This is a genomic window from Phytohabitans rumicis (genome assembly GCF_011764445.1).
GTDB lineage: Bacteria > Actinomycetota > Actinomycetes > Mycobacteriales > Micromonosporaceae > Phytohabitans > Phytohabitans rumicis.
The window spans coordinates 236,139-248,519 of record NZ_BLPG01000002.1 but is presented as its reverse complement, the minus strand read 5'-3'; the positions used below and the strand labels follow the sequence as shown (position 1 = coordinate 248,519).

Here is a 12,381-nt window from a genome sequence, read left to right as displayed (position 1 = left end):
CGACGACAGGGGGTAGCATCACGGGGTGACCGATGCGAACCCGCCCGCCCGTACGAGCAGCCTGGCCGAGCGCAAGCGCCAGCTGGTCCGCGACGAGCTGGCCGAGGCCGCGTTGAGGCTGCTGGCCTACCAGGGGTTCGAGGACACCACGATCGACCAGATGGTGGCCTCGGCCGGGGTTTCGCAGCGGACCTTTTTCCGATACTTCGGGTCGAAAGAGGACGTGGTCGTCCATTCCCTCGCCGAGACCGGCGCCCAGCTCTGCGCCGCACTCGCCGCCCGGCCAGCCGACGAGCCCCCCGCTGCCGCCCTGCGCGCGACGGTGTCGGTGTTCATCGCCCACTGCCGCGAGCACCCGGAAAAGTCGCTGCGCCTCACCAAGGTCGTGCTGGACACGCCGTCCCTGCTCGGCCGCTATCTCGAACGGCAGGCCCAGTGGCGCCACGACCTCGCCGCCGAGCTGGGCCGGCGGCTCGGCCTCGATCCCGCCCGCGACCTGCGTCCGGAGCTGGCCGCCGGGGTCGCCCTTACCGCGTTCGACAGCGCCCTGCGCCGCTGGGCGGCCAGCGACGGGGCAACGGATCTGGACGCGGTGACCGACGAGGCGTTCGCGATCGTCGCCGACGCACTCAACGCCGGCAGGTGATCACACCGCTCGTCCAGAGACGTCTCGTGGTGATGGTGAGGAAAATCAAAAGATGGTGAGCTACCGCGATGTCCGTCGCGGTAGCCCAGAACTCGATCCTGATCCTGAGTCTCCATTCGGTCAGGTGTGCTTGATGATCCCCGGCAGTGCCTTCTCCGCCAGGTACGTGTCGGTGAAGTTCAGCCAGCAGTCACCGCTGGTGATCGCGCTGCCGCCGCTGATGATGCCCTTGGCGATGGCCTCTCCGGTCGACCTTTTGGTGTAGACCGGGCAGCCGGACGCGGGGGACTGTCCAGGGCCAGCGGCTTGTCGTCCTTCGGCCCGGCCCACCAGGCGGCGCGGGCCACGACGACACCGTCGCGCAGGGCCACCCAGGTCCACTCCGGGCGGTACTCGCCGGCGGCCGCCATGGCGGTGTAGGTGTCACCGAAGGCGGCTTCCTCGCCCGCGATGAGGGGGCGGATGACCAGAGCGGTCATGTGAGGTTCCTTCCGGGTAGCGACGTGCTCCCGTTCAGACCCGCGCCGCCAGGCCAAGGCTAGGCTGTCGCGGTGGGCGTGATCGATTGGCTGCTCGACTCCGACCCGGCCATCCGCTGGCAGGTGCTGCGCGATCTCACGGACGCCCCGCCCGAGCAGGTCGCCGCCGAACGAGCGCGCGTGGAGCGCGAGGGCTGGGGCGCCCGTCTCCTGGCGCTCGAAGGTGCCGACGGGTTATGGGACGGCGGCGCCTTGTTCCCGCCGTCGTACACCGGCGGCGAGCCGGGGCAGCCCTGGACGACAACGATGCACACCCTGCAGACCTTGCAGATCTTCGGGCTCGACCCGGCGTCCGAGACGGCGCGCCGCGCGATTGCGCTCGTCGCCGAGCACGGGTGTTGGGAGAACGCCGGGCAGCGGTACTTCGACGGCGAGGTCGAGCCCTGCATCAACGGCAGGACGATCGAGACTGGCGCCTACTTCGGGGTGGATGTCGCGCCGATTGTGCAGCGGATCCTCGACGAGCGGCTCGCCGACGGCGGATGGAACTGCGAGGTCGAGTACGGATCCGTGCGCTCCTCGTTTGACACGACGATCAACGTGCTCGACGGGCTGCTGGAATTCGAGCGTGTGACCGGCGGGTCCGCCGCGGTGCGCGAAGCGCGACGCAGCGGGGAGGAGTATCTGCTCGAACGCGGCCTGTTCCGCCGCAAGAGCACCGGCGAGGTCGTCGTTTCGGCGTATCTCGACTTCGCCTTCCCGTACTACTGGCGCTACGACGTGCTGCGCGCGCTGGACTACTTCCGGCGGTCGGGCGCCGATCGGGAACCTCGAATGGCGAAGGCCGTCGAGGTTGTGCGCTCGAAGCGGCAGCTCGACGGCCGTTGGTTACTCGACCGCATCCATCCCGGCCGCGTCCACTTCGCCCTCGAAGGCGGCGTGGGGCAGCTGAGCCGCTGGAACACCCTGCGCGCGCTTCGGGTGCTCGACTGGTGGGAGGCGGCACCCCCGCACCCTCGTACAGGCCGTCACTGAGGGGAGGGCGGTATGTGGAGCGTTGACGACATGCCGAGTCAGGCCGGTCGGGTTGCCGTGGTGACCGGGGCCAGCGCCGGTATCGGGTTCGCCACCGCCAAGGCGTTGGCCGAGCGCGGGTGCCATGTCGTGTTGGCCGTGCGGGACCCGGTCCGGGGTGCCGACGCGGCGGCCCGCATCGGCGGTTCGACCGTGGTGGTCCGGTTGGATCTCGCTGCGCTGGACTCGGTCCGGTCGGCCGCCACCGCGCTGACCGGTGAGTATCCGAGGATCGACCTGCTGATCAACAATGCGGGTGCGTGGTCGGCCACCCGGGCCGTGACACGCGATGGATTCGAGTTGCAGCTCGGCGTGAATCATCTCGGGCACTTCGCGTTCACCGGTTTGGTGCTTGGCGCCATGCTTGCCACCCCGGGTTCGCGGATTGTCACGGTGAGCAGCGTGAGCCACCGCCGTGGCGACATAGACATGGCCGACTTGCCAATGGCGCGGACCTACCGGCACGCCGCGGCGTACGCGCGATCCAAGCTGGCGAACCTGCTGTTTGCGTTCGAGTTGCACCGCGGGTTGGCGCGAGCCGGCGCGGCGACCGCGTCGTTGGCCGCGCACCCGGGTGGCGTCTGGACCGGGCTGTTCCGCGGCGCGAATCCGGCGTTGCTCGTGCACACCTTGGGGCGTCTGGTTACACAGTCCCCTGAGCGGGGTGCGCTGGCGACTCTGCGCGCCGCGACGGACCCTACGGCCACGGGCGGCCAGTACTATGGTCCGGACGGGATCGGCGAGTTGAGAGGCGCTCCGAAACCGGTCCAGGCCAGCGCCAAGGCGCACGACCGGGCCCTGGCTCGAGAGTTGTGGGACGAGTCGGAACGGCTGACCGGCGTCGCATACGGGCCGACCCTGCCACCGTGCGCGTGGAAGTAACTCACGGTCGTAGGATCCGCTCGTGGAGTTGGATCCGATCGTCGTTCGGCGGCACCTGGCTCGGCTCGCCGAGCAGAACGTTCGGCCTCGGCACGGTGTGGACGAGCATGGCTACCAGCTTCGGCCAGCCGTGGACGAGGCGACGCTGGCTCGGGCGGAACGGGCGATCGGTGGGCCGCTGCCGGCCGCGTACCGCCATTTCGTGACGGTGATCGGCGATGGCGGTGCCGGTCCGTACTACGGCGTCGTCCCGCTGGGTGAGGCACTGGATCGTCTCCAGGAACGGTTCGGCACCCTCGATCGCCTGGGACGGGACTGCCCGCTACGGACCGACGTGGACTTCGGCGAGATCGCCGGGCAACCGGACGCGTGGGATCAGCATGTCGCTCGGATCGACTCCGACCCGGAGTACGCCGCGCACTACGGTCGGCTGACCGAGACGTACCTGGATGATCCGTGGGTCGACGGCCGGCTGCCGATCGTCGATTACGGCTGCGGCGACTGGCTTTTCCTCGTCGTACGCGGCCCCCGGCGGGGCACCGTGTGGGTCGACAGCGTCGCGGGCGGCACCGGACTGTACTGCCTGGAGGTTGATTTCGGGACGTTCTACCGGCGCTGGCTGGACGCCGAGTCGGCTCGGGCAGCTGGCGGCGAGCCGACACCGAACGCCCACTATTCGTTCCTCGAGTACGGCGACAACCCCCGCTACTCACCGACCGGACCGGATTGTGGACAGGTCCCAGATTTGTACCCCGGCGTATGACCGTATCGCGAGATGCTTGCCGTTCGTGAGGTCCGGGCGCTGCTGCGGTCGGTCGCCCACAGCTGTAGCCGGGCCTTCCGGCTGACCGGGTCCGACAACGTGGCCAGGCGTTCCCACAGCGGTCCGTCCCGTTCGGCGAGCACGCCCGCGAAGTAGGCGTAGACCGCCGCGTCGATGTCCAACCCGCCGGAGTCCGTCAGGCCAGCCGCCAAACCCGGAACGTCTGCTGAAGCCGCCACGTGCCATCGGGCTGCTGCGCCTCGTTCCGCCAGCGGAATTCGTCGGCCTCGATGTCGGAGAAGGTCCAGCGCAGATCGCCGCCGTCGAGCACGATCTGCTCTTCGATCAGAGATGCCAGGAAGGTGTGCGTCCGGCGCCGTCCCGGTCCCACCCACGTCGAGCGCCAGACCCCCGCACCGGCCGCAGGATCGGGAAATCGCACGCTGACGCCGTGTTCGACGCCTGGCAGGATCCAGACGTCGGTGGTTGCCCGCCCGCCCAACGCATAACCGAAGTGCCACTCGCCGCGGCGAACAGTCGAGGACCCGTCGAGGTCGTACTCAGTACAGTCCAGCACCCATGACCCGGCGAACTGTCCGAACAGGCTGAGGTCGACGCCATCGGCAGGCCCGTCCGCGACGAAGGCGGCAGCGACGGCAACTGACGATTTGATCACCATGCCAGAACAATAATGGTGTTCCTCCCGCCGCTACGAGGCGTAGATCGAGTACTTCCCGGTCCAGCGGGTGGACGTACCGAACGAGGATGGCCAGGAGCCGAACGGGCGTGGCTGGCTCCAGGCGCCCTGGTTGGCGCTGCCGGCGTCGTAGCTCATGTTGTTGTCACCGTTGGTGTTGTACATGAGCCAGTACGGCGTGTTCGGCGCCAGTGTCGCGGTGACCGGCCGGCTGTTCCAGGAGTTGGCTGCCAGTGTGCCGGACGTGCTCGACGCCACCAGCGTGCCCGGCGAGCCGTTCACGTCGGTGTAGATCGCCACCTGGTACTGGTTGGCCGGCGCGGCCTGCACCGTTTTGAGGTAGACGGAGATCTGGCTCACGGTGAGCGCGGTGGAGCCGTTGACGAACCGCGAGCCGTTCATGTAGTTCATGTCGCCGGAGTCCAGCGAGCCGCCCACCTGGTCGTACCCGAATCGCGGGGCGCTCGGGTCGGTCGTGGTGAACGAGAACTGGTGGTTGGCCGCGAGCGCGTTGCCCGCGGCGTCGGTCACGCCCGTCCGGACGGTCACCGTGTACGGGGTCGAGGCGGCCAGCGCCGCGGACGGCGTGATCGTCGCCGCCTGGTTGGCCACGTCATAGGTGACGGTCCGGTTGACCAGCGTGCCGCCCGGACCGCGTAGTTCCAGGTTCGCCGGCGTGATGGTGCCCGCCGCCATGCCCTCGCTGAACCGCACGGTGATCGGCGCGTTCAGTGCCACCCCGGTGGCGCCGCCGGCCGGGGTCGTGGAGGTCACCGTCGGGGCGGCGGTGTCCGCGCCGGTGGTCGCGTAGATGGAGAACTTCGCGTTCCACCGGCTGGACGTGCCGAACGTCGCCGGCCAGGTGCCGAACGGCGTGGACGCGCTCCACGCGCCCTGGTTGGTCGTTCCGGCGTCGAAGCTCATGTTGTTGTCGCCGTTGGTGTTGTACATGAGCCAGTACGGTGTGTTGGCGGCCAGCGCGGCGGTGATCGGCCGGGTGTTCCACGAGTTGGCTGCCAGCGTGCCCGACGTGCTGGTGGCCACCCGCGCACCGGGCGAGCCGTTCGAGTCGGCGTAGATGGCGAGTTGGTACTGGTTGTTCGGCGCCGGCTGCACGGCCTTCATGTACACCGACATGGACATGACCGTCGTCGGGTCAGGCCCGGTGACGAACCGCGAGCCGTTCATGTGGTTCATGTCGCCGGTGTCCAGCGACGCGCCGACCTGGGGGTAGCCGATCGGCTGCGGGGCGGCCGCGTAGGTCGCGGTGTACGTCGTCGCCGCCGTGGGCGCGGTGATGACGTGGGTCTGCGCCCCGCCGTCGGACCACGACGCGAACGTCGAGGAGCCCTGCGGCGACGGCGCGGACACCGAGTTGGTCGAGCCCTGGATCACCGTACGGGAGAACGGCGTGGTGCCCGACGATGAGCCGACGGTGAGCTGGAGTCCGGACGGCACGGTGGCGAAGGTCAGGTTGACCGTCTTCGGGTCGAGCCGGCGCGTTGCGGCGTGCGTCAGGCCGTCCTGGTCGGTGGCCACGAGCTTGAGCTCCAGATAGGACGGGTACTCGTGGTCGGGCGCCTCGAACGACCCGGACGCCACGCCGGTCCAGCTGCGGATGTCGTGCTCGTGGCAGTTGTCCGGCGCGGAGCAGTGGTGCATGACCAGGTCCCAGTCGAGGCGGGACGCGGGAAGGGTGCCCTGCTGCGGATCGGTGGCGTGGCCGGAGAAGGCGATCGTGTCGCCGACCTGCCAGGTCGTGCTCGCGGCCGGCGTGTCGATCACGGCCGTCGGCGCCTCGTTGCCGGGCGTGATGGTGATCGTGCTGGTACCGGTCGCGTTCAACGTGTCGGTCACCGTCAGCCGCGCGGTGTACGAGCCCGCCGTGTTGTAGGTGAACGTCGCCGTCGGCGAGGTGGAGTCGGTCACCCCGTCGTTGGTGAAGTCCCAGGCGTACCGCAGGCGACCCTCGTCGGCCGGATCGGGGTCGGTGGAGCCGGTGCCGTTGAACGTCACGGTCAGCGGCGCCGGGCCCTGCGTCGACGACGCCTCGAGGACCGCGTTCGGCGGCTGGTTGCCCGGGAAGTAGCGCACCCGGCGAACGGTGCCGCCCAGGTCGACGTAGTAGAGCTCGCCGCCGGGGCCCACCTCCAGGTCGACCGGGCTGGCGGCGTCGGACACGAACGTCTGCAGGTTGGCCGGGTCGGGCAGGCCGCCCGGCGTGGACGGCAGCGACGCCCAGATACACCGGCGCGAGTAGTCGGCGAAGAAGACCGCGCCGCGGTACGCGACCGGGTAGGGACCGCCGGCTGTCGGGTAGAACGCCACGCCGGTCGACGACGAGCTACCGGTCGGGCATGCCTCGCCCGCGACGAGCCTGCTGGCGTGGTTCCAGGCGACGAACGGCAGGGTGTGCGTGCCCGCCGGCGCGGCGTAGAGGGTCTCGCAGATCGGCAGGTCGGCGCTGTCGTATCCGGACTGCCGGGCGCTGCCCTCCCAGCACGGCCAGCCGAAGTTGGTCACGCCCGCGGTGGGGTTGACCACCCGGTTGACCTCTTCCCAGGTGTTCCACCCGGTGTCGGAGATCCATGCCTCGTTGGTGCCCGGCCGCATGGTGATCCGGAAGGGGTTGCGCAGGCCGTTGGCGACGATCCGGCGGGTGTCCGGGTCGGCCGAGCCGATGTTCGGGTTGCCGGCCGCGGCCGCGCCGGTGGCGGGGTCGAGCCGCAGCAGCGTGCCGTCCAGCTGGGTCTCGTCGCCCGCGGTGCGGATGTCCTGCGATCGCAGCGCCCCGCCCTCGTTGGCCGGGTCGGCGCACGGGTTGGTCGGCGCCCCGGAGGGCAGCTGGCCGTAGTCGACCGCGCTGAAGCTCGCGCCGTCACCGGCGGCGACGTAGAGCATCCCGTCGGCGCCGAAGGCGATGTCACCGATGGAGTGGCTCGGGAACTGCTGGCACCAGTCGTGCAGCAGCACCTGCTCGCTGCCGGTCATCGTGTTGCCGTTGGCCTGGAGGCGGGAGAGCTGGCCGGTGACCACGCAGCGCCCGTCGTTCGCGTTGGCGCACACGTCGTTCCAGACCGGGGCGGTCTGGCCGGGCGGCGCGTCGTAGGTGTACAGCACGTAGACGTACGGGCTGGCCGGGAAGTTGGGCGCCAGCGCCATCCCGAGCAGGCCCCGGTCCCACTGGTTGTGCACGTTGCCCGACAGGTCGGCGAACACCGTCGGGGTCGTGTCGGCGAGGTCGTCGAAGACCTTGATCCGGCCGCCCTTCTCGGCGACGAAGACGCGCCCGTCCGGCGCGAACTCCAGGTCGACCGGCGAGCTGAGGCCGCTGAAGACGATCTGCTCCTGGAAACCGCTCGGCAGCGCGACCGCGGACGCGGGCCGCGGACCGACGAACGATGAAGCCGCGAACACGGTCGCCAACGCGACGAACCCACCGAGCGCACGCCGAATCACGGGCATTCCCCTCCCCACTCGCGGAACCCCAAGATCGGCGCATCGTAGCGGGATGTGAAATCCCTTCGGTGTCAGCTGGCCGACTCGACCGCCCGCCGATCGGTCAAACCTGACCGTCGGTCCGGACGGTGCACGTCGATTGGCGGCTCCAGCTGCCCGGACGCGGGGTGGCGCCGCAAACGCGAAAGTGTTTGCATGCCCCGGTGATCTGCGCTGCACTCGGCCGTTCGTGTGCCCGCTGGCGGTGGCCGGTGCTCGGCGCCTGGCTCGTCCTGCTCACCGCCGGGCTGGTCCTGGGGGCCAGGTCTTCGACCGGCTCACCACCACCGGCAGCCTGCGGCCGGACGCCGGGTCGCAGCTCGCCGACCGGCGGGTCGACCAGTTGCAGCCCGAGGGTCCGCTGGTCATCGCCGTCGTCGGTGGGCGCGACATGTACGACCGGGCGCTGGTCGACGACATCACGGCGGTCACCGGCGAAATCCGCGAGATGGACGGCGTCACCGAGGTCGAGGACCTGTACGGCGCCGCGGGCGGGCGGATCGGCGCCGACAACCGCAGTTCGCTGATCCGCGTCGAGCTGGAGCGAGGCATGCCGGACGACCGGCGGGAGCGAGTGGAGGACGCGGGCGCCGGCGCACTGCACCGCATCGACGCGCCCGACGTGCTGGTCGGCGGCGAGAAGCTCGCGGAGCGCGCGTTCGCCGACCAGGCCATCGCGGACGCGGCCCTCGGCGAGTCGGTCGCGATCGTCGTCCTGCTGGTCGTGCTGGTGCTGATTCTCGGCGGTTTCGTGGCCGGCGCGATCCCGCTCGCCGCGGCGCTGGCCACCGTGTCGGTGACGCTGCTCGGCCTGTTCGGACTGACCGCGCTCACCGGGGTCAGCGAGTTCACCGTCAACGTGGTCACCCTGCTCGGTATCGGGCTCGCCGTCGACTACGCGCTGCTGGTCATCGCCCGGTTCCGCGAGGAGCGCGACGCCGACCCCGACGCCCCGGTCGCGGACCTGGTCGCCCGCACCACCGCGACCGCCGGCCGCACCGTGCTGATCTCCGGGCTCGCCGTCGCCACGGCGATGGCCGGTCTGTACGCGTTCGCCGAACCGCTGCTGGGCGCGATGGCGCTGGGCGGCGCGGTCGCGGTGCTGCTGGCCACCCTGGCCGGCCTGACCGCCGTACCCGCGCTCATCGCCGTGGCGCACCGCCGCATCCCCGGGGCCCGCGATTCCACCCGGGTGCTCGCGTTCCGCCGCGCGGTCGCGGCCGCGCTGCGCCGCCGCGCCGAACCCGGCCCGGCCCTGCTCGCGCGGCTCGCCGCATTCGCGCAGGGCCGGCCGGCGCCGGTCGCGCTCGCCGTCGCGGCCGGCCTTCTCGCGCTGTCGCTGCCGTTCGTGTTCGCGGTCAACCTCGAGAACTCCGACGCCCGCGCGCTGCCCGCCTCGGCCGAGGCCCGCGAGCTGCAGGAGGCGGTGCAGCGCGACTTCAGCGGCGGCCAGGCCGACCCGATCGTCGTGGTGGTCGACGCCGACCCGGCCGGTGCCCCGGTCCGCGACTTCATGAACGCGCTCAACACGCTGGACGGCGTGCTGCGGATGCAGCCGCGCCCCGACATCGCCGCCCCGGCGGCCGTCATCGACGTCACGCCGGAGGGCGAGACCGCCGGCCAGACCTCCCGCGACGTCGTACGCGCGATCCGGGCGATGGACCCGCCGTTCCCGGTGCTCGTCGGCGGCGCCGCCGCGGAACTGGTCGACTACCGCGACTCGGTGGCCAACCGGTTCCCCATCGCGCTGCTGGTCATCCTGCTGTCCACGGCGGTGCTGCTGTTCGTGCTGACCGGCTCGCTGGTGATGCCGGTCAAGGCGCTGCTGATGAACGCGCTCACCCTGCTCGCCACGCTCGGCCTGCTGGTCGTCGTGTTCCAGTGGGGCATCGGCGACGCGTTGTTCGGCTTCGACTCGTGGGGCGCGATCGACGTCACCACACCCGTCCTGCTGTTCGTGTTCGTGTTCGGGCTCTCGATGGACTACGAGGTGTTCCTGCTCGCCCGGATCAAGGAGGAGTGGGACGGGCGTGACCTCACCCGCCGCCGCACCCAACGCCGCACGCTGGCCAGCGACCACGCCGTCCGCGCCGGCATCGAGAAGTCCGGGCCGGTGGTCACCGCCGCCGCGCTGTGCATCGGCGTGGTGTTCCTCGGCTTCCTGCTCGGCGACCTGATCGCGGTCAAGGAGATCGGTTTCGCGATGGCGGTCGCGCTGCTGCTCGACGTCACGGTCGTCCGCGGCCTGCTTCTGCCGGCGTTGATGAACCTGCTCGGCGAGTGGAACTGGTGGGCGCCGGCGCCGCTGCGCCGGCTGCACGAGCGCTGGTTCGCGCCGCGCACCAGCGGCCCGCAGCCGGCGGCCGCACGGATCCCGGCCGTCCGGGCGGGCGTTCACGGTTGAATGCCGCTGCCCTATGTGGCGGCGCGGTATGCGCGGGCCAGGGTGTGGAATGCCTGCTTGGGCTCCCAGTGCCAGTCGGACGTCGGGTCGCCTGGGCGTTGCTTGATGGGTTTGACGAGGGCGTAGCTGGCCATGTCCAGGTCGTAGCGCGGCTCGCGGCGATGCTCGGCGTCCGGTGAGACGAAGGTGAATGCCAGCGCTGCGTAGAGGCGCATGGACTCGAAGACCTCGAGCACCGTGTTCAGGTAGCTCGCCTGGGTGCGTTCGCTGCGCACGAGGTCGCCCCTGATCTCCGGTGGCTGCTTGGTGTAGTCGACGGCGTTCCACCCCATGCCGCCTTGCTCCGGCGCTCCCTCGAAGGTGCAGGTGCCGAACTCCATGATGGCCAGTGGCTTTCCCGGCCGCTGGTGCCGCCGCAGAGCCCGCATGTAGTCGGCGCGCGCAGGCGCAGGATCATCTGCTCGGGGTCGAAGTTGCCGCTCAGCAGGTTCTCGATCCGTTCCAGGACGTTGTCACCGGGCACGATGCCGGGCACGAACAGGACGAACTCGCACCCGACGCTCAGGTGGACGCCGGCACCCTGGCGGCGCAGCCGCTCGGCACAGCGGCCGGTCTCGGCGAGGTGGTCGAGGATCTCCCGCGGCGGTACGTCACCGAGGGTCGGCTCGAGCCACACGTGCAGCCCTCGGCTCCTTACGCGGGCAGCAGCACCGCACCGCCTACCGCGGCGGCCATGCCCAGAAAATCCCCTCGGCTGATCCCCATAAGGTCCTCCTCGATGTGAGTCGAACCCAGTCTCGGGCAGCAGCGTGGGTGCGGCCGTCGGTCCACGGTCTACCAGGGGCAGACCAAGGTATACGCTCGCCGCGTCCAAAGTGGACGCATCATGGCTGCCACCTGATCGGATCGGGCCACAGCGGTCGGGCGCGAGCGGGGTGCCTTCGGCCAGGGTTGACGTTGAAAGGAGGGCTCGTGATCTCGGCACTCAACCGGCTTGTCGACCTCGTCGAGGAGCACCTCACAGAGGAGCTCGACGTCGACGCGTTGGCCAGGGCGCTCGGCACGACCGAATACCACCTGCGCCGGATGTTCTCGTCGCTGGCCGGCATGCCGCTGTCGGAGTACGTGCGCCGACGCCGCATGACCGTCGCCGCCGCCGCCGTCGTGCGGGGTCAGGACGATCTGCTGAGCATCGCCGTCCGGCACGGATACGGCTCAACCGAGGCGTTCGGACGTGCGTTCCGGGCGGTCCACGGCGCCAGCCCTGGCGACGTACGCCGCGACGGAGGCCCTCTTCGCACACAACCGCACATCAGGTTCCGCCTGACCGTCGAAGGGAGCATCCCCATGGACACCCGCATCGTCGACCGCCCCGCATTCCGGCTCGTCGGACACGCAGCCCGGGTTCCGCTGATCCACCAAGGCATCAACCCGCACATCCAGCGCCTCATCACCGCACTGCCGCAGGAGGAGCATGTCCGGCTGAAGACCCTCAGCGATACCGAGCCGGCGGGCCTGCTGCAAGTCAGCGACGACCTCGACCCCGACGCCACCGAGGGCAGCGCACTGACCTACCTGCACGGGGTCGCTGTCTCCCGGGACACGCCGGCCCCCGACGACCTCCACGCCATCGAGGTACCGGCCAGCACGTGGGCGGTCTTCCGCACCGCCGGGCCCTACCCGCAGGCTCTGCAGCAGACCTGGGCCGCGACCGCGACCGAGTGGTTCCCCGCCAACCCGTGGCGTCTGCGGCCAGGCCCCTCCATCGTTGCGGTCCTGGAGCGCGCGGACGACTTCAGCACCGCGACCTGCGAACTGTGGCTGCCCGTCGAACCGACGTGACGGATTCTCAGGCAGATTTACCCCGGCCCGCGTCACCTGCGGGCCGCATGCTCCCGCGGGCACCGCGCAGGTCGGCGGCTCGCGGAGCGAGCCGAG

At 70.5% G+C, this 12,381-nt stretch carries 12 protein-coding genes; 8 read left to right on the top strand and 4 right to left on the bottom strand.

All coding sequences use genetic code 11. From position 1 onward, the window contains the following. The first annotated feature begins 25 nt into the window (after positions 1 to 25). The gene (locus Prum_RS44790; protein WP_218577874.1) at positions 26 to 646 is read left to right on the top strand and encodes an acyl-CoA-like ligand-binding transcription factor; all 621 of its coding nucleotides are present in this window, start codon (positions 26 to 28) and stop codon (positions 644 to 646) included. A gap of 179 nt (positions 647 to 825) precedes the next feature. Here the strand turns inward: Prum_RS44790 and Prum_RS50345 are convergent, their stop codons facing one another. Beyond that, entirely contained in the window at positions 826 to 1,125 is a 300-nt protein-coding gene (locus Prum_RS50345; protein WP_218577873.1) for a hypothetical protein, read from the bottom strand. Positions 1,126 to 1,197: 72 nt separating this feature from the next. Between Prum_RS50345 and Prum_RS44780 the strand changes: the two genes are divergently transcribed. Genes Prum_RS44780 through Prum_RS44765 form a run of 4 tightly spaced genes read left to right on the top strand, consistent with a single transcriptional unit; the run spans position 1,198 to position 4,000 of the window. After that, positions 1,198 to 2,160, top strand: coding sequence for a hypothetical protein (locus Prum_RS44780; RefSeq protein WP_173085251.1), 963 nt, complete (start codon positions 1,198 to 1,200; stop codon positions 2,158 to 2,160). A 12-nt stretch (positions 2,161 to 2,172) separates the two neighbouring features. Further along, positions 2,173 to 3,081, top strand: coding sequence for an oxidoreductase (locus Prum_RS44775; RefSeq protein ID WP_173085249.1), 909 nt, complete (start codon positions 2,173 to 2,175; stop codon positions 3,079 to 3,081). A 22-nt stretch (positions 3,082 to 3,103) separates the two neighbouring features. Next, the gene (locus tag Prum_RS44770; protein WP_173085247.1) at positions 3,104 to 3,844 is read left to right on the top strand and encodes an SMI1/KNR4 family protein; all 741 of its coding nucleotides are present in this window, start codon (positions 3,104 to 3,106) and stop codon (positions 3,842 to 3,844) included. 12 nt (positions 3,845 to 3,856) lie between these two features. Then, complete coding sequence (locus Prum_RS44765) at positions 3,857 to 4,000, top strand: hypothetical protein (RefSeq protein WP_173085245.1); 144 nt, start codon at positions 3,857 to 3,859, stop codon at positions 3,998 to 4,000. A gap of 40 nt (positions 4,001 to 4,040) precedes the next feature. Here Prum_RS44765 and Prum_RS44760 read toward each other — a convergent pair whose 3' ends face one another. Both Prum_RS44760 and Prum_RS44755 read right to left on the bottom strand, forming a co-directional pair. Then, positions 4,041 to 4,523, bottom strand: a complete 483-nt coding sequence (locus tag Prum_RS44760; RefSeq protein ID WP_173085242.1) for a hypothetical protein — start codon at positions 4,521 to 4,523, stop codon at positions 4,041 to 4,043. 30 nt (positions 4,524 to 4,553) lie between these two features. After that, the gene (locus Prum_RS44755) at positions 4,554 to 8,006 is read right to left on the bottom strand and encodes a PQQ-dependent sugar dehydrogenase (protein ID WP_173085240.1); all 3,453 of its coding nucleotides are present in this window, start codon (positions 8,004 to 8,006) and stop codon (positions 4,554 to 4,556) included. Between the two features lie 223 nt (positions 8,007 to 8,229). Between Prum_RS44755 and Prum_RS44750 the strand changes: the two genes are divergently transcribed. Then, positions 8,230 to 10,443, top strand: a complete 2,214-nt coding sequence (locus Prum_RS44750) for an MMPL family transporter (RefSeq protein WP_246278757.1) — start codon at positions 8,230 to 8,232, stop codon at positions 10,441 to 10,443. A gap of 11 nt (positions 10,444 to 10,454) precedes the next feature. On the opposite strand, the gene Prum_RS50340 is transcribed toward Prum_RS44750, so the two are convergent. Next, positions 10,455 to 10,823, bottom strand: a complete 369-nt coding sequence (locus tag Prum_RS50340) for a hypothetical protein (protein WP_218577872.1) — start codon at positions 10,821 to 10,823, stop codon at positions 10,455 to 10,457. An 8-nt stretch (positions 10,824 to 10,831) separates the two neighbouring features. On the opposite strand from Prum_RS50340, the gene Prum_RS50335 reads away from it, so the two are divergent. Together Prum_RS50335 and Prum_RS44740 are read left to right on the top strand one after the other, a co-directional pair. Beyond that, positions 10,832 to 11,227 (top strand): hypothetical protein, encoded by a 396-nt coding sequence (locus Prum_RS50335; protein ID WP_218577871.1) that lies wholly within the window; start codon positions 10,832 to 10,834, stop codon positions 11,225 to 11,227. 188 nt (positions 11,228 to 11,415) lie between these two features. Continuing rightward, the gene (locus Prum_RS44740) at positions 11,416 to 12,285 is read left to right on the top strand and encodes an AraC family transcriptional regulator (RefSeq protein ID WP_173085238.1); all 870 of its coding nucleotides are present in this window, start codon (positions 11,416 to 11,418) and stop codon (positions 12,283 to 12,285) included. Positions 12,286 to 12,381: the final 96 nt, after the last annotated feature.